Annotated in this window: 20 protein-coding genes; 17 read left to right on the plus strand and 3 right to left on the minus strand. The window is 57.9% G+C overall.

Features of this window, described 5'->3' with window-relative positions; translation table 11 throughout:
- Positions 1-12: 12 nt before the first annotated feature.
- From NT179_08130 to NT179_08140, 3 genes are all read right to left on the minus strand, one after another.
- Positions 13-1,521: a GGDEF domain-containing protein gene (locus NT179_08130; protein MCX5721979.1), complete on the minus strand. Its 1,509-nt coding sequence runs from the start codon at positions 1,519-1,521 to the stop codon at positions 13-15.
- A 203-nt stretch (positions 1,522-1,724) separates the two neighbouring features.
- Positions 1,725-2,783, minus strand: coding sequence for a PKD domain-containing protein (locus tag NT179_08135; GenBank protein MCX5721980.1), 1,059 nt, complete (start codon positions 2,781-2,783; stop codon positions 1,725-1,727).
- A gap of 2 nt (positions 2,784-2,785) precedes the next feature.
- Complete coding sequence (locus tag NT179_08140) at positions 2,786-4,609, minus strand: APC family permease (protein MCX5721981.1); 1,824 nt, start codon at positions 4,607-4,609, stop codon at positions 2,786-2,788.
- 398 nt (positions 4,610-5,007) lie between these two features.
- Between NT179_08140 and NT179_08145 the strand changes: the two genes are divergently transcribed.
- From NT179_08145 to NT179_08225, 17 genes are all read left to right on the plus strand, one after another.
- Positions 5,008-9,873, plus strand: a complete 4,866-nt coding sequence (locus NT179_08145) for a multicopper oxidase domain-containing protein (protein ID MCX5721982.1) — start codon at positions 5,008-5,010, stop codon at positions 9,871-9,873.
- Positions 9,874-10,000: 127 nt separating this feature from the next.
- On the plus strand, positions 10,001-10,930 hold the full coding sequence (locus NT179_08150) for a carboxypeptidase-like regulatory domain-containing protein (GenBank protein MCX5721983.1): 930 nt from the start codon (positions 10,001-10,003) through the stop codon (positions 10,928-10,930).
- A gap of 251 nt (positions 10,931-11,181) precedes the next feature.
- Positions 11,182-11,823, plus strand: a complete 642-nt coding sequence (locus NT179_08155) for a hypothetical protein (GenBank protein MCX5721984.1) — start codon at positions 11,182-11,184, stop codon at positions 11,821-11,823.
- A 19-nt stretch (positions 11,824-11,842) separates the two neighbouring features.
- Entirely contained in the window at positions 11,843-13,204 is a 1,362-nt protein-coding gene (locus NT179_08160) for a HEAT repeat domain-containing protein (protein MCX5721985.1), read from the plus strand.
- Positions 13,205-13,428: 224 nt separating this feature from the next.
- Positions 13,429-14,223 (plus strand): hypothetical protein, encoded by a 795-nt coding sequence (locus tag NT179_08165; protein MCX5721986.1) that lies wholly within the window; start codon positions 13,429-13,431, stop codon positions 14,221-14,223.
- A 166-nt stretch (positions 14,224-14,389) separates the two neighbouring features.
- Complete coding sequence (locus NT179_08170; protein MCX5721987.1) at positions 14,390-15,379, plus strand: methyltransferase; 990 nt, start codon at positions 14,390-14,392, stop codon at positions 15,377-15,379.
- Positions 15,380-15,450: 71 nt separating this feature from the next.
- The gene (locus tag NT179_08175; protein MCX5721988.1) at positions 15,451-16,167 is read left to right on the plus strand and encodes a DUF420 domain-containing protein; all 717 of its coding nucleotides are present in this window, start codon (positions 15,451-15,453) and stop codon (positions 16,165-16,167) included.
- Between the two features lie 58 nt (positions 16,168-16,225).
- Positions 16,226-16,693, plus strand: coding sequence for a PCP reductase family protein (locus NT179_08180; protein ID MCX5721989.1), 468 nt, complete (start codon positions 16,226-16,228; stop codon positions 16,691-16,693).
- Positions 16,694-16,770: 77 nt separating this feature from the next.
- A complete protein-coding gene (locus NT179_08185; GenBank protein MCX5721990.1) occupies positions 16,771-17,820 on the plus strand; it encodes a hypothetical protein in 1,050 nt (349 codons plus the stop codon).
- Between the two features lie 9 nt (positions 17,821-17,829).
- Positions 17,830-19,695 (plus strand): hypothetical protein, encoded by a 1,866-nt coding sequence (locus tag NT179_08190; GenBank protein ID MCX5721991.1) that lies wholly within the window; start codon positions 17,830-17,832, stop codon positions 19,693-19,695.
- Between the two features lie 19 nt (positions 19,696-19,714).
- Positions 19,715-20,371 (plus strand): DUF3047 domain-containing protein, encoded by a 657-nt coding sequence (locus NT179_08195; protein MCX5721992.1) that lies wholly within the window; start codon positions 19,715-19,717, stop codon positions 20,369-20,371.
- A 20-nt stretch (positions 20,372-20,391) separates the two neighbouring features.
- Positions 20,392-20,790 carry a hypothetical protein gene (locus NT179_08200; GenBank protein ID MCX5721993.1) on the plus strand — a complete coding sequence of 133 codons (399 nt, stop codon included), beginning with the start codon at positions 20,392-20,394 and terminating at the stop codon, positions 20,788-20,790.
- Between the two features lie 219 nt (positions 20,791-21,009).
- Positions 21,010-21,723: an SUMF1/EgtB/PvdO family nonheme iron enzyme gene (locus NT179_08205; GenBank protein MCX5721994.1), complete on the plus strand. Its 714-nt coding sequence runs from the start codon at positions 21,010-21,012 to the stop codon at positions 21,721-21,723.
- 5 nt (positions 21,724-21,728) lie between these two features.
- A complete protein-coding gene (locus NT179_08210; protein ID MCX5721995.1) occupies positions 21,729-22,607 on the plus strand; it encodes an SUMF1/EgtB/PvdO family nonheme iron enzyme in 879 nt (292 codons plus the stop codon).
- A gap of 262 nt (positions 22,608-22,869) precedes the next feature.
- A complete protein-coding gene (locus NT179_08215; GenBank protein ID MCX5721996.1) occupies positions 22,870-22,992 on the plus strand; it encodes a hypothetical protein in 123 nt (40 codons plus the stop codon).
- 62 nt (positions 22,993-23,054) lie between these two features.
- On the plus strand, positions 23,055-23,177 hold the full coding sequence (locus tag NT179_08220; GenBank protein ID MCX5721997.1) for a hypothetical protein: 123 nt from the start codon (positions 23,055-23,057) through the stop codon (positions 23,175-23,177).
- Between the two features lie 81 nt (positions 23,178-23,258).
- A complete protein-coding gene (locus NT179_08225; protein ID MCX5721998.1) occupies positions 23,259-25,172 on the plus strand; it encodes a cytochrome ubiquinol oxidase subunit I in 1,914 nt (637 codons plus the stop codon).
- The last annotated feature ends 47 nt before the right edge of the window (positions 25,173-25,219 follow it).

A 25,219-nucleotide genomic window follows, 5' to 3' on the forward strand; every position in this document is an offset into this window, starting at 1 on the left:
TCTGAAAACGATTTAGGTCTCCGAGGCTAGGCGGCGGGTTGAAGGCGTAATGAACATCCCGGTGAATCGATAGGGCGATGCACCCATTGCACTATAGAGTTTTGCAAAACCTCGATTTTCGAGCCAACTCATAGCTGGGTTAAGGCGCCGAGGCTCCCATCCGAGTTTCTCGCCAATTTCCCGAGGCGAAAGTGATTCTTTCCCCAACCCGACGGCAACCACTGCTACCGTTTTCGCATCCTGGCGAGGATCCCATCCTCTCAGATCCGGATCAGTTTCAAAGAAAAGAAAAGGAGTTGGCTGGATATAGCGAAAACCGATCTTGCTTCCGTCGACATCGGTCGTGAGCCAGCCACGTGCATGTAGTTCGTCTGCCGCAATCGTTAGTTCTTCCTCTGTGAGCTGTCCGTTAGCCAAGATTATCTCAGGCCCAAGTATGGGATCTGCTTCTTCGGCTGCCTGGGACCGTTGGTTCAGAAACAGAGCGAGCGTTTGTCCTGCAGGGGATAGCCCGCTTTTCGGGAGAGGAAGTACTTGTTCCGAGACAGCTTGAGCAAGAACAACCTTATTGCGATCAGCCTTGGCAGTTTGCTTTGCGGCACTCGATTTCGTGAGCACTTCTTCATAATTCGATCCATGAAGTGGCCACAAGCCCACACCGATCGACACGGTAATTCGAACGTCATCCCCAGCTACTACAAATTTGTGTTGTTCAAATGCTCGGCGAAGCTTCTCGGAAAACGCTACAGCATCTGTCGCATCATGGTTCGGAAGGATAACGACGTACTCGTCTCCTCCATGTTTCGCCGCTTCTCCTCGGACCCGGACGAAGCTTTCTACAAGGTTCATCGCGTCGGGTAGGAAGTCTTGGTCAATTCTTGGCTCAGTGTATTTCGTGTTCAGTGCTTTGAATTTATCGAGGTCGATAAAAAGAACAGCGATGTGTCCGTTGACTGGGCCTAGCTTCTCTGTCCACTCATTGAAGTCTTTCTTGACCTGGTCAGGGCTCAAAAGGATCTTGAATTTTTGGTCCAATTCCTTAGCGTTCACTGGAGCCTGAGTGGTTGACTGTGGGCGCAACTCATCGAGAAGGAGGTCAATTTCAATGGAGGCTTTTCTCAGGGCGCTGTTTCTGGCTTGCAGGGTTTCTTCTCGAAAGCTAGTTTTGTAGTCTTTTATCAAGCCCAAGTCGGGGTCGGACTGCACAGATTGCTCGCACCACTCAGGCGTTACCCATTCCTCTGACTGTGCCTTAAGCTCAGAAGCCAAGGTCTCGCTGAATGGAAGGCGCACGGCGGAGATGAGACGTTTTTGGCATTCGAGGACAGCTTTCACGCGCTTATCTATCTGTTGAACTCGTCTTCGTTGATAAAGGCCTAGAGTATTACTTGAATGAATCAATCCCCTGCTGGCGGCTTCCGCACTGTCTCTGGAAAACGCCTCCTGTGTTTCCTGAGCGATTTCTTCCATCTTTACGCCCATCATTTGACTAAGACGATCAGTGAAGGCAGTAGGGAGCATGGTTTCAGCCTTTTGAAAAATAGATGTGAGCCATCAGGTTAATTGTCGAGAGCAGTGTCCCGCGTCTTGTGGTCAAAAACAGGCTGCTTAAAAAGGCCATCCAGCAAGGCCGCAAGGAGTGGGGCGACTGAGGCGTACCCGGAGGGTACGTCGCAGGGAGACACAGGACTGAGAACGATGCTGGGGGTCTTTTTCAGCAGCCGTCACGGCTCGACGGTCACATCCACGAACGCAGGCACACTATCCGCCCCCTTCTTGTCCGTCACCCTCAGCTTAAACCGATAGGTCCGCTTCTCCGACACGGTCGGAGCGAGGAAGGAGGCTTCGGCGTTATTTACGTCCAGCAGGGCGATCTTGCTGCCTCGGACCTGGCTCCAGGAATAGTAGAGGGCTTCGCCTTCCGCATCCCGGCTCTTCAACCCGCTCAGCTTCACCTTCGTGCCAGATTTGACTGATTGGTTGGGGCCTGCGTCCGCGACCGGAGGCTCGTTCGGCTCCTCGTTCACGTCGACTGCGACATCGAGAGTTGCCTGCTTGCCACGGTTGGTGACGGTGACGGTTGTCTTTCCGTTGCCGACAATCTGGAGTAGGCCGCCAGCGAGCACCTTGATGATTTTGGGGTTTGACGATTGAAAGCTCGTGCCGCTGCCCAATGTACTGATCCGGCGGGTGACCCCATCGGTGAATTCACCCACTACCGGCAACTCGAATATTTTCCCCATGGAATCGACGTGGCCGAAGGCGGAGGATTGCCCGGCCCTGCCGAGGTGCAAGGGCTTGTCCGTTTCGAAGTCGATGATGGCAAGGGAGGCGGCTGGTTCGACGTTCACGAGGATTTCATCGAAGATGGATCTCGTGCCCAGTCGTCCGCGTGAAATTTCTGCGACTGCCAGCAAGCGCATGGGGCCGATGCTGTCCTTGGGGACGAGGAGCTTCCCTCCGAACGGGGGATCCTGGTCGGCCAGTCCGATGAGGGCTACCGGCGCGATGATCGATCCCGTGGCCGTCGCATCTTCCTGTCCCACCAGGGTCTCGTCCTGCTCGCCGTACCAATAGTAGCGGACCTTGACGATGCCGGAGTCTTTGCCGAGGTCCACGCGGGCCGTGACGGTCTTCCCCGATGTGAGCTTGGTCCCCTCAGCCGGTTCGAGGATCTTCAAGGCATGGGCCGGCTGCGCCAGTGCAAGGCAAAACGCAAAAGGCAAAATGTAAAAGTGAAGTCCCAACTTCCCCCTTTTAATTTTCAATTTTGCATTCTCCACGCTCACCTCGTCAGGTGGAAGGGCACGTCGGTCAGGATGACGCGATCTTTGAACAGGAGCGAAGCTTTGAGCAAGAGGGCCCGTTGATTGTGCAGGATGTTCTGCCACCAGCGAGCCGGGAGGATTTCGGGAATCACGACGGTGACCCAGGTGTCCGGTTCTTTTTCCAGGATCGCCTCGACGTAGTCGAGGAGGGAATTCAGGATGGAGCGATAGGGCGAGGGCAGCACGACGAGGTTGACGCCGCAGCCCCATTGGGCCCACTGCATTTTGAGCCGGGCCGTGGCTTCCGGGTCGACGTCGACGAACACAGCCCGGACTTCTCCCGGCCTGCTGCGGGCATAGTCGACTGCGCGAATGACGGCGCGGTTCACCCCGCTGATCGGAAGGATGACGATATTGCGCCGCGGCATCGGAGGGCGGCTGCCCCGCCGGTCGAGCGTGATCTGGTCGGAGACCGCTTGGTAGTGGGCGTGAATGCCGCGGAACATCATGATCAGGATCGGGATCAGCACGATGACGATCCAGGCACCGTGCATGAACTTGGTGCTGGCGATGATCGCGGTCGCAATGGCCGTGGCGACCGCGCCGATGCCGTTAATGACGATTTTTTTCCGCCAATGGGGTCCGCGCTTGCTCAGCCAGCGGCGGACCATGCCGGCTTGCGAGAGGGTGAACGAGAGGAAGACGCCGACGGCATAGAGTGGAATCAGCGCGTGGGTGTCGCCGCCGAACATGATGATGAGGAAGCAGGAAAAGACGCCCAGGATGAGAATGCCGTTGGAGAACACCAAGCGGTCTCCCATGAGCTCCATCTGGTGGGGCATATAGCCGTCGCGGGCCAACAATGACGCGAGTCGCGGAAATCCGGCGAAGGCGCTGTTTGCCGCGAGGACTAAGATCGACATCGTGGAAATCTGGATCAAGTAGTAGAGGAATCCTTCGCCGAAGATGGCTCGCGCCACCTGCGAGATGACGGTTTCATCCTCTTTCGGCAGGACGCCCAAGTGATAGGCCATCGTACTGATGCCGAGGAAGAGCGTCCCCAGGACGAGCGCCATGGTGATCATCGTGATGACGGCGTTCTTCGGCTCCGGGGGGCGAAAGGCCGGTACGCCGTTCGAGATCACTTCTACGCCGGTCAGCGCCGTACAGCCGGATGAAAAGGCGCGGAGCAGGAGAAACAACGACACCGACTCGACTGCGGTTTGCGTCGCCATGCTTTGCACGGCGATTGGCGTGAGCTGGCCGAAGAGGAGCTGATAGGTGCCTGCGGCCAGCATGAGGAGCATGCCCCCGATGAACATGTAGGTCGGAACGGCGAAGACCTTTCCCGATTCCCGGACGCCGCGCAGGTTGACTAGGAGCACGAGGATGATGGCCACCACGCCGAGTATCGTGCGGTAGGGAAAGAGCGCGGGGACGGCGGAGGTGATGGCGGCGATGCCGGCTGCCACGCTGACCGCGACGGTCAGGACATAGTCGATCATCAGCGAGGCCGCCGCCGTCAGGCCCGGCCATTCGCCCAGGTTCGATTTTGAGACGATGTAGGCGCCGCCGCCTCCAGGGTATTCGACGATGATCTGGGAGTAGGAGAGGGTCAAAATCGCCAACAGGAGGATGATCATGACGCTGATCGGAATCGAGAAATGCGCGAAGGCCAGACTGGCCGGCACGAGGACCAGGAGAATTTCTTCTGTGGCGTAGGCGACCGACGAGAGGGCGTCGGAGGAGAACACGGCCAGGGCCAGGCGTTTTGAGAGCCGCTGGTGGGCGGCTTGCGCAGTCTTGAGTGGATTGCCGACGAGCCAACGTTTCAGAATCATGGAAGCAATTATTGCATAGAAATGGAGGCGCGTACATCGAAGAAGCAGTGGGCAGACGTCGGAGGGCGAAAATTTCACTTGTCGATATGAAATGATGCTCTGGCGGCCCGCAGAACACCGCATGGGACGTAGTCTGCGCTACTTTGCCGGGAGCAGAGTGTCCAAAGGGGTTGACAGTCCCTGTGGAAGTTCAGTATCTTCGCCCCTCATTATTTGAAGCTGACCGTCCTCTCGCGAGGCGGGCAGGCTGAGTCTGTATGCATGAACGCATGAGTCGCTGAGCTGATAATTTACTCGTTCTTTTACTCCTCATCCAAGGAGGCCGGTTCATTATTCGGGCGATACATCGTTTCTTCAGTTCGTAGTCGTTTTCTCACCAAAAACAAGGAGGCCGGTCCATGTTTTTTCACACGCTACGGGTTTGTGTCTCAACCCGCATGCTTAGCGCGATGGCGGCGGTGGCCCTTCTCGGGGCCCCGCTCGCATCCGCTGAGAATCCCTCACACATAGGGCCGCCAGCATCGCAACACGTTGCGATGAACCACCAGCTGCCTGGCTGGGCGGAAAAGCTCAAAGGCCAGACGATCGTCGAAGATTCGATGGGCGGCAAGGCCGAGCGTTCCGCGATGGTTGAACAGCAGCATCAGCGGATCATGGACCACATGGCCCAGGATCCTCAGGTGCAGGGCATCAACACCGGCATGTACAACACCTCTGCTATGATGCACCAGTATGGCGCGGGTGGACAGGACATGCTCCTCGTGTCCGATCCCCGGGTCGAGCCGGTGGCCTTGACCGGCGGCGGGAAGTGCCCGGCTACGGCCCCGGTGAAGCAGTACAATGTGTCCGCGATCAACGTCGAGATCACGCTGAACCAGTGGCTCGATTTTTATCCCGGCTACATGTATGTGCTGGACGAGAACCTGGATAAGGTGCGCACGGAAGAAGCGACGAACAAGGCCGCGCGCGACAAGGAAGGCTTCGATCCCGGAGCCATCATCCCAGGCGTGCAGGCTCAGTGGATTCAGCCCTTGACGATCCGCGCTAATCAGGGCGATTGCGTCAAGATCAAACTCTCCAATAAGTTGGAAGAGGGCAGCGGCTCGGTCAGCTTGCATATCCATGGGTCGAGCATGGTCGTGAGCGCCACCGGCGCAGCGGCCACGACGACCAATACCGATTCCATCGTCGAAGAAAAGAAGAGCGGCGAGTTCGAGTGGTACATCCACCCGAACACCCAGGAAGGCGTCCGCCAGTTCCATACTTACAGCCAGGATCGTGAGCTGACGGTGATGGGCATGTTCGGATCCTTCATCGTCGAACCCCGCGGTTCGTCCTATTGGGAAGCCCTCGGCAGCGGCGCAGTGACTCCGGCCTCCAGCGGCTGGCAGGTCATGATCAAGAACGGCACCGGTCCTGACTTCCGTGAATTCGTGCTCTACTACCACGAAGTCGGCGACGAAGCGTTCCGTCCGTTGAACAAAAAGGGCGACTTCCTTCCGCAGCGCGATCCCCTGACCGATGCCTACCGTCCCGGTGGCCGCGCGATCAACTATCGCAGCGAGCCGTTCGGCATCAACAACATGCATGTGCAGCACGAGTACTTCGGCTTCGAAGACGAGTCGATGGGCTACAGCTCCTATACGTTCGGCGATCCGTCGCCGACGATTCCCCGGTCCTACATCGGTGACCCGGCCAAGTTCCGCCTGGTCCACGGTGGATCGGAAGTCTTCCACTCGCACCATCCCCATGGTGGCACCATCCGGTGGCCGCGCAGCCCGCGGGCGATCGACGACATGAACCTCTGGGCGACAGCCGTGAACGGTCCGGTCAAGTATCCCGTGATTCGCGCCAAGACGGACCGGGTTGACGTCGAAGTGATCGGGCCTTCAGAAGCCCTCGATCTGGAGACGGAGTGCGGTTCCGGTCTCTGTCAGCAATTGGCCGGCGATTTCCTCTTCCATTGCCACGTCGCGCACCATTATGTGGCGGGCATGTGGGGCTACTGGCGCGTGTACAACACGATCCAGCAGGGCGACCTCCGGAACGACGTGATGCCGGACCTTCAGGAATTGCCGGACCGCAAGGGCCGGATCAAGACCCCGGTGTCGTCGGACAAGCTGGTTGGCCAGACGGTCGATTGGTTCGGAAAGCAGTTCACGATCACTGACAAGGGCAAGAGCAACTGGACCACCAACCCTGCGACCATCACGGTCAAGGATTGGGTCGCGATGCAGATGCCCACCATGGGCAAGCCTGGCCACAAGGATGACGAGAAGGGCCAGACCATTTCGTATGACGCGACCGTGTTGGATTGGGCCTGGGACGGCAATCGTGCGTTGAGCGAGCGCGAGAGCACGATCGACAATCCCAAGTACAAGTCCACGCATCCGGGCAAGCGCCATCCGATCATGTTCGAGGCGATGACGGGCAAAGTGGCCTGGCCGCACCTGACGCCGCATTTCGGCCGCCGGGTGATGTTCTCCCCGAACCACGTCGGCGCGCCTTGGTTGGAGATGATCCGCCGGGACGCGAACGGCGAGGAGAGCACCGATCAGGCGAAGCCCGGTGAGAACGGCGTCTGGAGCCTCTGTCCCGAGAATGCGGGACGGAAGAGCTACAACGTCCACTTCATCAAGCTGCCGATCAAGATCGCCAAGGCTCAGGGCAAGGAGCCGGCGGTGGTCGATCCGAACGGATTGATCTACGTGCTCCATGAAGAAGAAGCGGCGATCCGGGCCAATGACGATTTGAAGTATCCGTTGGTCGTCCGCGGCAACATCTACGATTGCCTGGATTGGACCCTGACGAGCGAGTGGGACGACGACGACTACACGAACTTCCAGTCGTCGAAGATCAATACCCACTGGCATTTCCTCCAGTTCGACAACCAAGCGTCTGACGGCGTGATCACCGGTTTCTCCTATGAGCAGTCGGTGCGTCCGTTCACGATGTTGGAGAAGAAGAACACGAAGGGGCTGCCGGTCCCGATGAACACGGTCATGACCGCATCGGTGAAAAAGGGCGCCACCTCGATTTCGGTGAAGAATGCCCGTCAGTACCACGTCGGGACGCTGATCCTCGTCGGCGCCGACAATGTGAAGGGCAACGAAGTCTCACGGATCAAGGCGATCAGCGGTAACACGATCACCTTATCCGGTGGTTTGAAACACGATCACCCGGCGAACGATATCGTCACGGTGGAGTTCGTGCGTCAGCGGTTCTGGGTCGATGCGGACGTGGGCACCGTGTTCTGGCACGACCATGCGTTCGGTGCGACCACCTGGCCGCACGGCGGGTTCGGCACCTTCATCGCCGAGCCGGTTGGCTCGACCTACCATGATCCGAAGACCGGGAAGATGATCCGGAGCGGTCCGATCGCGGACATCCGTACCGTCGAGCCGGTGGGCCATGGCGTGAACAACAGCTTCCGTGAATTGATGGTGCAGTTGCACGACACCGTGCCGCACACCGTCAACATCGTGACCGCGGGCAATCCTCCTGGGCAGCCGATTGAAGTGGCGCTCGAAGCGGGGAAGACCGTGTCCTTCATGATGCCGGATAAGCTCTATATGACGCCGATGCCCTTCCTGAACGGTGGGACCCATACCACGGGAAGCGGTTTGAATTTCCGGGCGGCACCGATCGCGCAGCGGTTGGCGACCAACCCGGATGTGTCGCAGGCCTTCAACAGCCAGATCCATGGTGATCCCTACACGCCGCTCTTGAGGGCGTATGTCGGCGACACGATGGTGTTCCGGCTGTTGCATACCTTGATGAACGAGACGATGACCTGGACCCTGTCCGGCCATACGTTCTTGAGCGAGCGTTATGCAGGCGATGCGAACCGGAAGAGTTCGATGCACGTCGGCATTGCCGAGCGCTATGACCTCGTGGTGCCGCAAGCCGGCGGACCCCGGTTGCAAGCGGGTGACTACATCCACTTCAACGGCCGTTCCTCGAAGTTCTCCGAGGGTGGCTGGGGCATCATCCGCGTGTACGACAAGGATCAGGCCGACTTGAAGAAGTTGCCGGCCGGGTTCTCCATCAAGGGCGAAATCCCCAAGGCCTTGCCGGTCTGTCCGGCTGACGCCCCGGTGAAGAGTTTCAACGTGGTGGCCATGGATTATCCGTCGATGAAGTTCAACGCGAAGGCGCCGGACTCCATCGAAGTGGACTTCGAGCGGAAGATTCAGATCAGCAACCCCGAGGCCAAGATCTACGCCTTGGAAGACGATGCCGCGAAGGTGGCGAGCGGTGCGCAACCGATGCCGCTCACGCTCCGCGTGAACGTCGGCGATTGCGTCAAAGTGCATCTGAAGAACAAGATGAAGGAGAGCAAGGCGTCCTTCTCGGCCATCGGATTGGCTTTCGATCCGAAGGATTCGATGGGCATGAACGTCGGCAACAACCCGGGCGATCAGACGATCGTCCCTGGCGCCGAGCGGACCTACACCTATTACGCGGATCCGTTCAACGGGGAAACGACGTCGTTGGTGTGGGACTGGGGCAACGTGATGGTCAACCCGCGCAACGGGTTGTTCGGAGCGGTGGTCGTCGGTCCGAAGGGATCCAAGTACCGGGATGCCAGGACTGGCGCCGATATCAGCAACAAGAACGCCTGGGCCGCCGATGTGATCATCGATCGCTCGGTGCCGGGGAACGAGATGCGTCCGAACTATCGCGACGTGGCCTTGTTCTTCCAGGACGAAGACAACATCATCGGCACGAGTTTCATGCCGTATGTGCAGAATGTCGCGGGCTTGACCGGCGTCAACTACCGGTCGGAACCGTATAAGTATCGTGAGGAGCAGGGTTGCTCGCTGGGCAAGATGTTCCAGCCTTGCAAAGCGGACAAGCCTGAAGACCCGTCCACTCCGCTCATCGAAGCGCATGCCGGCGATCCGGTGCGCATCCATGTGATCGGAGCGAGCAATGAGCAGAACGGCATGTTCAGCGTCGAGAAACATGAGTGGCCGATCGAGCCCTTCATGCGCGGCGCGGACATGATCAGCGTAGTCGAGTTCTCCGGTTCGGAGACCCTCGATGCCTTCCTGCCTTCGGCCGGCGGTCCTTACCGTTTGCCGGGCGACTATGTGTACAGCAACCAGCGGTTGCCGTACTCCCAGTCCGGGCAGTGGGGCTATGTGCGGGTGCTGCCATCCGGCGATACTCGCCTGCTGCCGTTGCATGGAGCGGGCGCCGGGATGAAGAGCGCATCGGTTCAGCAACCGATGCAGATCATCCCAGTCTCAGCGAAGTAAGATCGACCGTCCTGCCGATCGCAGGAGGTGACGAATCAGGGGAAGGGGGAGGCTACGGCCTCCCCCTTTTTCTTTTGTGGCGCCCTTTGGTACGATGCCGGCATTCTTCACGCTGGAGGAGGGTCTCGTGAGCCAGTCTATGATTCGAGCAGCTTGTCATGGCGCGGCGATTCTTTTTTGCCTCCTGTCCCTGGAGACCGTCGCCTGGTCCTACGATGTGATCGACGTGCCGCATGGAGGGACGATTGAAGGCACGATCCGTCTTGATGGCGCAGTCCCGGAGCCGAAGGGGTTCAACCTCATTACCTTTCCCGACCCGGCCTATTGTGGGCGAATCTCGAACGGTCGAGGCTGGCGGCTGCTCCATGATTTTGTGGTTGGACCCCAACATGAACTGAAGGACGCGATTGTTTTTCTGGAAGGGGTCGAAGCCGGCAAGCCCTTCGAGCTGTCCGTTCCCCTGATCGAAGCCAGAGATTGCCAGTTCGCGCCCTTCATGACCATCGTGCGGAACGGCCATGCGGTGGAAGTGATCAACATGGATCCGGTGATGCACGATATCCAAGGCTATGAGACCTCGCTGGAAGCAGGGGCGCGGACGTTGTTCAATACGCCCCTTGTGATGAATCAGCAGCACCATCGCGGCGATCTTCATGCGCTGCACAGCCATGCGCCTGGCAAGTCGTTGGTCGGGCCGATGTATTTGAATCGAGGGCGGCGGACCTTCTATATGCAATGCGGTTTCCATGCCTATATGGAAAGTTGGGCGATGGCGGTGAATAGTCCCTACTATGCGCTGACCGATTCGAACGGCAAGTTTGCGATCGAGCAGATCCCGCCCGGCACCTATCAGCTGGTGGTCTGGCATCCTCAGACCGGACCTGGCGTCACCAAGATGGTCACGATCCAGCCGGATGGCAAACTGGTCGAGCAACTTTCCCTCCTCGCTCCGAAGGGGAACCGTTCTGCCTTCAAAGTGATGGACAATCCCCGTTTCGGCCCTGACACACTGGGCTACTCAGTCGATATCCAGCCACTCGTCGAGCATCAGCATTGACAGGATGCTGAAAAAGGGAGCGGGGGTGGGTGGGATGATCCCTGTGCTCGCGCAACGCGCGGTCGCAGACGCCCCTCGTTGGACGCGCGCAGTTGGGATCATCCCACTCACCCCTAAGTGAGCGGTCGACCGCTGCGGCCTTGCTGGACGGACATTTTGAGCATCCTGTGAGATTTTTATCTTGTGCTACATATGCGGCGTAGAGAAGCTCTCGCATGGCCACAGAGTTTTCCACAGTGTGCTAAATGTTCATGTTTATTAGACTAGAGGGTAAGGCTTGGAGGTGGGGGTTCTGTCTCTGGCTTGTCCTGTGGGGCTGCCAAGCGATCCTGCCTTGGTCTGCGGCGGCTGACGATGTCGTTATCCCTTCGGTTGAGTTCTCCGGTTTGCTGATCAAGACCGTCAAGGGGAAGCACTATCAGGCGCAAGTCTTTGCGAAGGGGGATCGGTTACGGCTGGAATATAAGTATGCCATTCGGACCGAACGGGGTTATGCGGCCATCGAAATCATCCGGCTGGATAAATTGGAGACCTGGTATCTGCTGGCGCAGCAAAAAGAACTATTGGTGACGGGGCTGGACTCTGATGATTTGCTGCCGGTTAGCCCGACATTGCCGGGAGAGCGGGAGCGGATTCTGGTCGGTGATGCAAGGGCGGCCGGTCGTGCGGCCCAGTTGTTCGAGGTTCAGACAGACTACCAGGGCAGGGTCGAGCGGTTTTATGAATGGGTGGATCTGGAGACAGGCGTGGTCTTGAAGCTCGTCAGCCGGGATCGGGAGTGGTCGTTTGCGTATGAACGGTTTAGACTGTCGCCTCAGCCTGCCTACTATTTTGACGAGCCACCAGGATATAAGAAACGTATAACGGCGACTGCGCCGAGAGGACGGGGGTAGAGAGACGATGGGTGATGTGATGAGGTGCAGGCGTTCGTGCCGGGTGAATCTGCTTGCCGCAGTGGCGGTGGCCTGCGTTTCTCTTTGGAGTGGAACGGGCTATGCCGGAACGGCATCTGTGCCCAAGGCGGCGCAAGAGGCCTTCGAGAAGAAAGACTATGCCCAGGCGCTGGAGCAGTTGGCCAAGTTGGAGAAGGACCAGGCCGCCGCTCCGGACGTGCGCCGTCTCAAGATCCGCTCGTTCCTCAAGCTCGGGAATCCCAAAGATGCGCTCGGTGAGTACGACAAGCTGGAACTCGCGCTGAAACAAGACGACTTGCCTCTTCTGCGAGAGGTGGCGATGGGATTCATCGTCGTCATGGTGAAGGACATGCGCGATCAAATGCGCGGAGCGGCCTATACCGCGCTGAAAGAGGTGGATTCGGACGAGACGATTCCCTATTTCGAGGATGGCTTGAGCGACGGGTCCGGGCCGGTCCGGGTGCTCGCGGTCGAGGGGCTCGGTCGATCCGAGGCCGGTCGGAAATCGATGAAACTGCGCGGGGCCATCGAGGATCAAGCAGGGTTAGTCAAAGCGCGGGTCGTGAAGGCGCTTGGCAAAACGGGAGACCTTAGCGTGCTGCCGATCGTTGAGGCGGCAACGAAAGACGAGTTGAGCACGGTTCGTATTGCGGCCTATAGCGCCTTGATCCGGCTTGGCAAGAAAGAGGCCTGGACGCAATTGCAGCAGGCAGCAGAGTCGCTGAATCCGGAGGATCGAGCCGATGCCATTCGCACGATCGTCGACCTGAACGACCAGCGAGGCGTCCCCATCATGATCGAGTCGTTAACCTACAAGCAGCCCTCCGTTCGCGGCGCTGCCGCTCGCGGGCTTGGGCATCTCGGACGAAAAGAGGTGCGGGGACAAATCGAGCAGCTCCTGAAAGATCCGATTCCCGGCGTGCGCGAATCGGCGATCGGGAGCTTGGCGGATATGGGGGGGACGGAATCGGTACCGGCCATCACCAGGTCGCTCGGCGACGGCAGTTTTACGGTCCGCGCCTCGGCAATTGCCGCCTTGCTTCAGCTGGGCCAACCCTATCGGACTGTGGCGCCCACTGCACAAGCGCTGGCTCAGCAGAACGATACGGCGATGCGGGCGTCCGTCGCCTATGCCCTGGGGAAGGCGACCAAGCCCAACGTGTCCGATGCCATCGCCCTGCTGACCAGTTTGACGGCTGATCCGCTTCCCGGTCCCAAGATTGTGGCTATTCGTTCCCTTGGTCATGTGGGGGACCGTGAGCTGGTTCCCCTCATGAAGGAAGCCCTGCACGACACGAACGATGCCGTGCGGGCCACCGCTGCAGGGGCCCTCTTGCACCTGCTGCAACTGAAGAAATAGGCAATTGGCGTACGATTGGCGCCCCCTTGTTTCGGATTGACAGGGTGGGGTAGAGTTTTGTATACAGACTCGTTCTGAGACGAGTCCTGCTTACGCGAACTGCAATTGAGATCGAGTCACCAGGGTGGAATACGTTCCCGGTTCCCCTCATGGTTGGTGGTAGACGATAAGGGGACGAGAGTATTAATTCAGCGGTTAGTTGTTCATCACAAGGAGGCAGTCATATGAAGAGTGCGTTGTCAGTCATATTGGGCGTGGCAGCCGTCGCGTTTGTCGCGGCGCCTTTCACTGCGTTTGCAGGCGGCAGCATTTCCGGCAAGGTGACCTTTGCTGGAAAGTCTGAGCAGAAGGAGTTTTCCTTCGCGAAGTTCCCGAACCCGAAGTTTTGCGTGAAGAACCCCAACAAGGCCTTGATGGATGGCGACAAGCGCTTCTTCAAGACCATTGAAGTCAGCAAGGATGGCGGCCTCAAGGGCGCGGTCGTGGCCGTGGTCGATCTGGAAGACAAGGCTTTTGTTGATGCCTATACGGGTACCGAAGTCGTGGCGGAGTTCTGCGAGTTCCTTCCGTTCACCGGTGTGGTCGTGAACAACAAGTCCTTCAAGGTTGAGAACCATGACGCCGATGCCGATGACCCAAAGTCGGTCCAGGGCGTGCTGCACAATCCGCATAGCTTCGTGGTGAAGGGCTCCAGCTCGGCCACCGGTTTCAACATCGGTTTGGCCAAGAAGGGCGACAAGCTCGACAAGCCAGTGGTGTTCCGTGGCGGCGCAGAGAAGGATGGCTTCTATCGTTTACAGTGTGACCAGCATGAGTTCATGCAGGGCTTCTACCTGCCGGTATCGAATGCCTACTTCGCCGTGGCGAAGGAAGATGGCTCGTTCGAGATCAAGGGCGTGCCAGCCGGCAAGCACAAAGTTGTGGCCTGGCATCCGTTTGCAGCCAAGGGCAAGAAGGTTGAATTTGACGTGGATGTGACCGAAGGCGGGCCGGCCACGCTCAAGGCTGAAATTAAGTAAGCCAACGTTTTGTATCGGCGGGGCAACCCGCAATCGAGGGGCAGCGGAGTAATCCGCTGCCCCTCGTGTTTTTAGCGGTGCAGGGCCTTGTTCCTTACCTTGCCTTTCACTTTCTGAACTGGGTAAGATGCCGGGTTTTCTGCTCAAAATGCTTGAAAGGGGTCCTGTGTCACGGGAACTGTCGCTCGCGGAAATCTTTCAGCTGGGGTACTACTGGGAGACCAAGATTCTATTGACTGCCGTCCGGCTGGATGTGTTTTCCGCTTTGGATGGGAAGCGGAAGACTCTCCCGGAAGTAGCTGGTCGCCTGGGCGCGCATGAGCAGACCTTGGGATTATTGTTGAATGCTCTGGTCGCGATGCGACTATTGGATAAGAACGGGGATTCTTACGGAAATTCGACCGCCGCTGCCACGCATCTGGTCCGCAACTCGTCCCAATATATCGGCCATCTCCTGTTGCTGCACGATGCGGAATGGGACAACTGGGGCAAGCTGGAGCAGACGATTCGCACGGGCCAGCGATCGGTCGACCGGCATGTCTTCGAGACAGACCCTGAGTTGGGCACCAATGTGCTAGCGGTCCTCCATCGGATCGGGCAGCAGAGTGGGCCTGATTTTGCCAAACGGCTGCAGCTGAGCGGGCCGGTTCGGCTCTTGGATTTGGGGGGCGGAGCCGGGACCAACGCGATTGCCTTTTGCCAGGCCTATCCGGAGCTGACCGCGACGGTGTTCGATTTGCCTGCGACGCTCCGACTGACGGAACGAACGGTGAAAGAGACCGGTTTGGAATCCAGGATTAGCCTGCTCCCAGGCGATTTCAATAAAGATGGACTCGGTGGACCCTACGATGTGGCCTTGATGTCCGACATTCTGCACTATCAAGACTTTGCCACGAATGCCGCATTGGTGAAGAGGGTGCTGGCCCATTTGGCGCCGGGCGGCCGGTTGGTCATCAAGGATCGATTCTTAAACGAAGCAGGAACCGGTCCTGCCTGGACCACCGCCTTTGCGGTCCATATTCTGGTGAACACGGAACGGGGCGGCTGCTACAAGACGACAGATGCGATGCAGTGGATGAAGGACGCAGGTTTTTCAACCGTGACAGAGTTGGAGCCCTCAGCGGCGGTGCAGGGCGTGAAAGCTCGTGAAGCGTGAAGCGTCTCTCGTGAAGCGCAGGGTGCGAGCGACGAAATACGAGTGACGGGATACGAACAGCAAGGAATTTCATGATCGAATGGCTCAAACAGCCTGGTTTTTTTGGCACCCATGCCACGGTCGGGGCGGACATGAGTCAGCTCATGGCGACGTTCTTTACGGGGCTCTTCGTGATTGGCTGGATCCAGGCGCGGAGACGCCGGGCTGATGCCCACCATTGGATGATGCTGGGCGGGATGATCGCCATGGTGGCCTTCTTCATGAGCTACTATTTATTCCGCCAATTGGGCGTGCTGGCCTTTGAGGGGAAGGAAGGATTTGGCGGGTCGCAGGCCCTCTACGATTATGTCTTCATCCCTGTCCTCACGTTGCACATTGTGCTGGTCATTCTCGGATTGATCATGGCGATTTACATGATCGTGCTGGGTTTCCGCTCTCAACAAGTCGTCGATGGGGCCAGATCGCTCAGGGAAGCGCTGTTACTGACGACCTGGAGGAAGGTCGGGCTGGTCTTCGGCAGCCTGACCGCGCTGGTGATGCTCTTGTTCTTCTCTCGCGTCGCGACCGCCGGTTTCTCCATGCGGAAATTCGAAGTCTATCTGAGCTTGCTGCTGCTGATCGCCATTGTCTTCTCGGTCGAGATGACGATCCAGCGGATTTGGCCGAACGGCGCGCGCCGCCATCGGGCGCTTGGCCTGTTCACGATGATCGTCTATTGTGTTCTCTTTGTGACCGGCACCACCACCTATACGATGCTCTATCTTTTGTATCCGGGAAAGATCGGATGACGCAAGAAGTGCTGAGATCTGAGGCCCCGTCATGCTGACCTGCGGCTGTGGTCGCTGGATGCATACAGAGGGGATTGAAGAACGGTCCTATGATGATGGGACGCCCCAGTGGTTCATTCGAACGGAATGTCGCGGCTGCGGCTTGAAGGTCGGCATCGATGTCCCTGCCGGTCAGACCGGCGAGCTCGTCGATCGGATGATGTGGACCGATGACGCGCTGCACCGGCTGGATCGTATACCTCCGTACCTTGCGCCGTTATTCCGTGCGGAGGTGGAGCAGGATGTGCGCACCAGAGGTGAGCGTGTGATTGCCTATGACACGTTGCTTCGACCAAGGACTGGCGAACGTATCGAGTGGGAGCCTGAAGCAGAGCGTCGCTTGGAGCGGGTGCCGGCGCCGGTCCGTGCCATGGCCCGCATTGAGCTGGAGCGGACCGTGGCAGATCGCGGCGAGACACGCATCACCGTCGCCTTGATGGAAGAAGTGAAGGCGCGTTATTTCGGAATGGCCGCACAAAAGACGTAAAAGGTAAGACGTGAAACGTAACACGAGAAGATTTTCCGTCATTTCACGTTTCACGGTTCACGTCTAACGAGCAAATTATGCTACATCGAATGGCATTGCGAGTCTTGCCCAGCCTCAGTCTGGCCGTTACGGAAGACTCTGTGCGCAAGCAAAAGCGGATCGTCATGTTTGTGCCGGGGCTGGTGGCTTTCGTGGTCTATCGGCTGGCCAAGCTGTTCTTGCCTCTGTCGGAACCGATCGTCTTGTTGCTGGTCAGCGGCCTGGTTGCGGTGGTCACATCGTTGCTTGCCTATCGCGTCGGTCGCGCCGCTGTCTGGGGTACGATCCTTCGAGAGGACAGGAGCCGTTTGCTGTTCTGGCTCGGAGGCTGGATCGGGTTTGTCTATGGGGTTCAGTTGTCTCTGCTGGTCCTGGCGTTGCTCTGGCTCGTCGGCTATGGCTATCTCCAGCATCCGGATGGGCCTGCCATGATGGCCATCATCATTTCCTGTACGGCAGTGGCGCGCGATGCTTTTGAGATCGGGCATGTGAGGAAAGTGGCCCTCCTGGGCCGCCTCTTTCCGACGTTTCCCGATGGGCTGGCCCTCCGCACGATGGTCGGCAGCCATGCAATGGAACTGGCGCCTTGGGTTGCAGTTGGTCTCATCATTGGAGCATTGGGCGCCTCGCTGGGACACCTCGTCGAGGCGAGCCAGGGAGCGGCCCTGGTGCAGTTGGCCTCTGTATCGGTGTTGGGGGGGCTGGTTTCTCTCTGTGCCTACTTTGGCGGGCTTCGTCCCAACTCGTCATGGACCCAAGGACTGTTCCAGACGAAGGCGGGCGAATTGCTGAAATATTGGTGGTGGCCGGGACTCGCCTTTGTTGCGACCTACTATCTGGTGGCGGTTGGGTTTGTGCTGTTCCTCTTGAGGCAGCCTGGCATTCCCACTACGTATGCGATGGCTAGTGGCGGATTCGTGACCGGCATGATGGCTCTGTATTGTTACTATCTCGGGTTTCGCCGGCAGGTTGAAGAACAGCAGGGGCAGACGATGTCGAGCGCCTTGCTCCGCTGTCCCTTCGTCATGGGAATCCTTGGCAAGTCATCTGGTGCGGGCGTCTCTATGACGGCCGGTTCGAAGGTGTAGTCTATGGGTATGAAGAAGAGAACATACGGAGTTGTGTGGGTTTCTCTCCTCCTGTTGGTGGTGTTGGCCGCCGCGTGGATTGGCTGGGGCCTTCAGGGCCCGGCTTTTGCTGAGGAGAGCACCGACCTCTATTTCAAGACGCCTGGAACTCCCCAGGGGCCTCCCGCCCCTTCTCCGCAAGAGACCGTCTATTCGCGCATCGGGTCGTTCGACAGCCGATTGCTCGTCTGGTTCGTCACGCAGCAACATACCTACTTCGGTGGGTTCGTCCTTGCGCTGCCAATTTTCTGTGTCCTGCTGGAGTTCCTGGGGTTGAGCAGCAGAAAGCCGTCGCTGGCCCTTCGCTATGATGGCCTCGCGCGGGATTTAGCCAAAGTGGCGCTGCTTGCCCTGTCTGTGACCGCGGTGGTCGGGAGCCTCATGCTGGGGATGTTTATCTGGTTCTATCCCAGCTTCATGAAGTATATGGGCGGGACGTTCAAGTCCTTTATGCCGCTGTATGCGATCGTGTTTGTCGGGGAATCGCTGCTGCTCATCCTCTATTACTACAGCTGGAACCGGTTGGCTGAGCCATCGTTGAAGTGGGTGCATGCCTCGATCGGCGTGTTGAGCAATCTGTTCGGGGCGGCCCTGCTGTTCCTGGCGAATTCCTGGTCTGCCTTCATGATGGCGCCGGCCGGCGTCGATGCGCAGGGGCGGTTTCTGGGGAACGGATGGCATTTGCTCCATTCGGCCCTCTGGAATCCGTTGAATGTCCATCGATTCCTGGCCGATATCATGTCCGGCGGCGCGGTGGTCCTGGCCTATGCCTGCTATCGTTTCTTTACGAGTAAGACGGACGAAGAGCGCGCCTATTTCGATTGGGTAGGGTACGTCTTTTTGTTTGTCACGGTCTGTGCGCTTTTGCCGATGCCCTTTGCCGGCTATTGGTTGATGCGGTCGGTCTATGCCTTCAGCCAGAGCATGGGTGTGACGATGATGGGCGGATTGCTTACCTGGCTCTTCGTGGTGCAGGCCCTCTTGATCGGTGCCTTGTTTCTCGGGGTGAACTATTATCTCTGGCAGAGCATGGCGCGCCTTCGCGGAGGGGAACGGTATCAGCCTTACTATCAGTCGTTGCTGGCGGTGCTGATGTTGGCCCTGTTCATTTGGCTGACGCCGCATACCGTCATGATGTCGGGCAGTGAAGTGAAGGCGATGGGCGGTTCGTCGCATCCTGTGGTCGGCAACTACGGCGTGATGTCTGCCAAGAATGGCGCGGTCAATATCTTGATTCTCGTGACCACCCTGAGTTTCATCTACTACCGACGCGCCAATCGCACGATGGTCGTATCCTGGGTCAGGAAAGGGAACTTCCTCATCGGGGCGCTGTTCCTGCTCGGTTCCATTAATATTATTTACCTCTCGGTCTATGGATTCTATTTGCCGGCGAAGCTCCGCGTCGGACTGTCGTCCCCGCAGGCTGTGACGACGTTGACGGTGCTGGTGGTCGGGCTGGTGATCAATCGTATGATGCTCAAGGGGGCGCTCGTCCATGGACCGGTCCAATGGGGGAAGATTTCGGTCAGGGGCATGGTGGGCCTCTTCGGATTGGCTGCGGCCTTCTCGTGGGTCATGGGTCTCATGGGCTATATTCGTTCCTCCGGACGGTTGGCATGGCATGTGAGTGAGGTGATGGCCGATGTGTCGCCCTGGGCCTTTACGCCGGACTTTGCCTTTGCAGCGAAGATGGTGACGCTCAACATGGTGGTGTTCTGGGGGGCGGTCTTTGCGCTTTTCTGGATGTGCCAGCGCGATCAGTTGCCGGTGATGGGGGAAGAGTTGGCCGAGGGGGCTGCGCCGGTCCTAGCTCCGTCATCGTCGCAAGAGGCCTGAACAGCGAAAGGGTTGGAGTATGAATCGAGGGGTGATGATCCAGAGATATCTCGCAGTCTGGCTGGTGCTCTGTGGAAGTTTCATGATGCAGGGCGCGGTCTCGGCGCAAAACCAATCCTTGGTCTTGGAGGATTTCCAGGCGAAAGAAACGGACGGGTTCCCCTCGAATTGGGACCATGAGAATCAACGAAGCCATTCCAAGGGGCGTGATGCCTATAAGATTCAGACTGAAAACGGCGTGAGTTTTCTGGCGGCGAAGGATGCGGGGCAGCGGATCAAGAAAAAGAAGATCGATTGGGACCCGAAGGCCTTTCCTGTCCTCACCTGGCGCTGGCGGTTGAATAAGGCCGCGGCGGGAACGGAGCCGATCGCGGCGATCTATGCCTCGCTGGATACGGATTTGATGTTCATCCCCGTCTTCACGAAGTATATCTGGAGCGCCACCAAGCCTGAGGGGGTACTGAGCGAGGGGGGCATGTTTAGCGGCGCGGAGATCGTAGTCCAGAGCGGCACCAAGGATGTCGGGCAATGGATTGAAGAGCGGGTCAACGTCTATGAAGACTTCAAGCGGATTCACAAGCATGAGCCGGCTGCCAAGGCTTGGGGTATTTCGATTATTGCCGGGCCTGGCGTCGAAATCGATTTCGGTTCGCTGGTGGCTAGCGCAGGGCACTAGAGCATTGGAGTGTAGTTAGCATGGCCGAATCCGGTACGGAGCAAGATTGGTCGATGAAAGTGCCCGATATCCTGTTCGGCGTGGCCGTGATGGGAACCGTCGGGACGCTGATCGGGGTCATCATGGGCGGCGGCATCCTGCCGGTTGCGAGCGGGGCAGGGCTCCTGCTTGGCGGGGTCATCGGCTTTATGGGTGGACGACGTTTTCTAGCGAGTATTTTGGTGGGCACAGTGCTGGGCGGACTGTTGGCCTGGTTCATTGCCGGGCCGGAGCGAATATCCGTGGGCGCCGGGGCCGGCGCTGCTATGGGCGGATTTCTCGGGGTGCAGATTTCGATGTTGCTGGATATGCGCGCGGCCAAGAAGGCCGCATCTGAGTCGGCGGATTCCTCCGTGTCACGCACAATTGAAGGAGCCTGAGACGCGATGGAAAATAAGAAGGTCCTCATCGGCTCGATCATTTTTGTCTTTGCGTCGTTCTTCCTGCTGATCGGCTTGCTGGTCAATGAGTCGTACAAGGCGAAGAAGATGAAAGAATTGGTCCTCTCGATCAAGACCGAGGCTCGTTCTGCGCCGAGCAGCGTCCCGTCGCAGGATTACTCCATGTATAAAACGAAGATCGGCGACGAGGGCCGCGAGATGGTGCAGATCCCTGAAGGGCCCTTCATCATGGGCAGCAAGGATGGGGACCCGGACGAAGCGCCGGAGCGGCAAGTGTTTCTCAAGGCCTTCTACCTCGACAAGAAAGAGGTCTCGCAAGAGGAATATGCCCGGTTTGCCAAAATGACGAAGCGGCCGCTGCCCAAGATCGAAGTGTTTGAAGACGATCAATCCAAGCTGCTAAAGCCGGAGTTTGCGGCGATGAGCGTCACCTGGGACGAGGCGGGGGCCTATTGCAAGTGGGCGGGCAAGCGCCTTCCCACGGAAGCAGAATGGGAAAAGGCCGGCCGCGGCGAGGGGAAGAGGAGGTATGCCTGGGGCGATACCTTTATCAGCGGCCGCGCCAATGCCAATGTGGACGGAAGTGAAGATGGGTATCGGTATCTCGCGCCTCCCGGATCGTTCGAGTCCGGGCGAAGTCCCTATGGCATCTATGACATGACCGGGAATGTCGCGGAATGGGTTGCGGATTCGTATGACGAGCACTACTACCAGAAAGCGCCCTACCGTGATCCGAAGGGGGCTGAGGCTGCAGAGGATTTGAAGGTCGTGCGGGGAGGGTCCTGGCGGGAGACCGAGCATAATGCGCGGCTCTCCAAGCGATTCGCCGCGAAACATTGGCGGGCGGACATTACGATCGGGTTCCGTTGTGCCAGCGATATGGAGGTTGGAGACAGCCCCGCGGCGCCATAACAGACATGCTCGAAACTAAATTCAAGGTCCTGTTTCTTCTTGCCGTCCTCGCCTTTGCTGCGCTCCCTATTATGGGGATCATCCGCGGCACCACCTTGACGCCGTTTGAAGATTCTCCAAACGACTCTACAGATGTGGCTCCGTTGGAGCCGGCCGATCCTGCTCAGGTTGCTCGCGAAGAGCCGGTCCAGGAAGAACTGGTTTCGATCCCGGCTGGCCCCTTTATCCGTGGGACCGATCATGACGGATTTGATGAACGGCCGCAGCGCATGTTGCTGCTCGATGCCTTTGCGATCGATCGGTATGAAGTGACCAACTTTCAGTATCAGCAATTTGTGGAGGCGACCGGCCATCGTAAGTCCGGCCCCCCCTCCCGCTACGCCAAGAACATGAGCAAGATGCGCAGCCTCAATCAGCCCGTGGTCTATGTGTCATGGGAAGATGCGGAGGCCTATTGCCAGTGGAAGGGACGGCGGCTTCCCACTGAGGCGGAATGGGAGAAGGCGATGCGAGGGACGGATGGCCGTCTCTGGCCCTGGGGTGACGTGGAGCAGCCCAATGGAGCGAATTGGGCCAGGGTGCAGGACGGCCATGAGGTTGCCGCCGCTGTCGGCGCCGTCCTGACCGATAAGAGCCCCTACGGCGTCATGGATGGAGCAGGCAATGTGATGGAGTGGGTGGCCGACTGGTACGCGGAAAGTTATTTCGCTGAGGCTTCCGAACAAAATCCTCAGGGGCCTGATTCCGGTACCTATCGGGTGCTCCGAGGAGGGGGCTATGCGACAACGGGAGCCGATATTCGCATCACCAGTCGGAGTAAAATGGTTCCCGACTTCCGCGATGAAACGATCGGGTTTCGTTGCGCGGTTTCGGGGGCAAAATGAGAGAGAATTTGAAGAGGGAAACCCCGATAAATCTACAAGAAATCAAAGTAGTAGAGAATGAGAAACACGGCCAAAATTATATTGACAACCATTCCGGCCAAAACTATAATGTCGAACACTTTTGAGTTCTTAATCATCGATTTTCCCCTGATTTTTCGTGAACGGCAAAGAATTTTGAATAACATTACGGGCGTCTGTGTGTCAAGAAATTCGCTGATACGACCCAGGTAGTTATTTTCCCCCATCAGGAGAAGGAGATACGATGGCAACGGCAACGGTGGATAGCGAGTTTAAGGTCAAAGTCGGTCGAATGATTTTCTACATCACTTGTGCGGTTGGGCTGTGGTTTTTCTATTGGTTCGCAGGAATTCAGTGCCCCTGCTAAGTGCGGGCCGCTGTCTTGCTGTGATTTTTTGAACGTCTGCAAGTTGTGAGGGAGGGCGTCTGATGGGCCAGACAATTGTGTATGTGATCGTGTCGCTGGTGATTTGCGTTGCCTATTTCACAGCGGTTGACCATTTCTTGATGGATTCGCAGGGACTGGACTTCTGGTATCTGTTCCGGAAGTAGGCCTTGGGGGTCGTTCTGCGTTGAGTTGAGTTTGCAGGGATCGCGATGAGTCTTTTTCGGAATGCATTAAGGAGGTATCCCATGGGTTTAGTAGCCGGGAAGAAGTTGTTCTCAATCATGGCGCTGTGCGCGATGATTGGCCTTCTCCTGCTCCCCATCGCCGTATCGCTTCCGTCACTGGCTATGGGCACCGATGCGCCCGATGCGGTGAAGAAGGATGGTGAGGCGAAGGTTGAGAAGGGGAGAGACGTCTATTATAAGACGGAAGGTATCGTGGCCGGTGCCCCTGCGCCGAAGACTGTCGATGGTCCTCGGGATTATCCTCGGTACAATTTCGAGAGCCGCGTGTTGCTCTGGTTTGCGAATCAGCAGCACCTCTATTACGGAAGTTTCGTGCTCGCGGTTCCGATTTTCTGCATGGTCATTGAGTTCATGGGGGTGGTGACGAAGGATAAGGCGATGGCGAAGCGGTATGACCAGCTCGCCTATGACTTCATCAAGATCAGTTTGACGGCCTATTCGCTGACCGCCATCCTGGGCGGTATCCTGATCTTCACCTTCCTGACGCTCTATCCTGCATTCTTCGGCTATCTCTCTAGCATCTTCCGCCCGGTCATGCATATCTATGCATTGATGTTTGTGGCGGAGAGCGGCACCCTCTACATCTATTATTACGGCTGGGACAAGATGCGGGAAGGGTTCCTCAAGTGGATTCACTTGAGCCTGTCCGTGATCTTGAACGTGATCGGCACCCTGCTCATGTTCCTGGCGAACTCCTGGATCGGCTTCATGATGTCGCCTGCCGGCGTCGATGAACAGGGCCGGTACCTGGGGAACATCTGGCACGTCATCCATACCGCACTCTGGAACCCGCTCAATGTGCACCGCATTTTGGGTAACATGGCGTTCGGCGGCGGTGTCGTGGCGGCCTACGCGGCCTATAAGTTCCTGGCGTCCAAGACGGATGAAGACCGCGCCCACTACGATTGGATGGGGTATATCGCCATGGCGCTCGGCGTGGCTTTCTTGATCCCCTTGCCATTCGCCGGTTATTGGCTGATGCGCGAAGTGTATGCCTATCGTCAGCAGATGGGCATTACGCTCATGGGCGGTCTCTTGGCCTGGCTCTTCATCATTCAAGCCACCATGATCGGTATTCTCTTCTTGAGCACCAATTACTATCTCTGGCAGGCGCTCGGTCGGATGCGCGGTGCGGAGAAGTATCAACGGTACATTAAGTATCTCGTGTTCGTGCTTTGTTGCGGCTACCTGGTGTTCATTACCCCCCACACGATCGTCATGACTCCCGCTGAGCTCAAGGCGATGGGCGGGCAGCAGCACCCGGTGCTGGGTAACTATGGCGTCATGTCGGCCAAGAATGGTGGTATCAACGTCATTATCACCACCACCATTCTCAGCTTCGTCTGGTACATGCGAGGCAATAAGGTCTCGACGGTATCCTGGTCGAAGTTCGGCAATATTTTCATGGGCATCTTCTTCGGTTGCGCCTATTTCAATATTATCGGGCTCGCGGTCCTCGGCTATTACATTCCAGCCAACGTGCGGGTCGGTTTGTCGGTGCCTCAGGTGGCGACGACCTTGTCCTGCCTCTTCTTCATGTTTGCGCTCAACAGCTTCATGATGAAGGGCGCCAAGCAGATGGGGCCCATCGAGTGGGGCAAGATTTCCGCTCGATCACAGTATGCCTTGATCATGCTCGCGACGGCCTTTACCTGGATGATGGGGTTGATGGGCTACATTCGCTCATCGGTTCGGTTGTTCTGGCACGTGAATGAGATCATGCGCGATAACTCTCCCTGGGCCTATACCCATACGGTGGGATTCGCGGCGAACATGATTTCCTTTAATGTGTTGTTCTTCTGGATCAGCATCCTCTTTGTCTTCTGGCTCGGCAGCCTCGGGATAAAGAAGGCGCCAGTTGAAGCGAAGGCAGGGGTTCCAGGCGGCGCACCGCAGCCAGCTGGGGGCCACTAATCATCGTTAGGATCTTGGTTGGGGGGAGAGGGGGCGCGGTGTGCGTG

It is taken from the genome of Nitrospirota bacterium, assembly GCA_026387665.1.
Lineage (GTDB): Bacteria > Nitrospirota > Nitrospiria > Nitrospirales > Nitrospiraceae > Palsa-1315.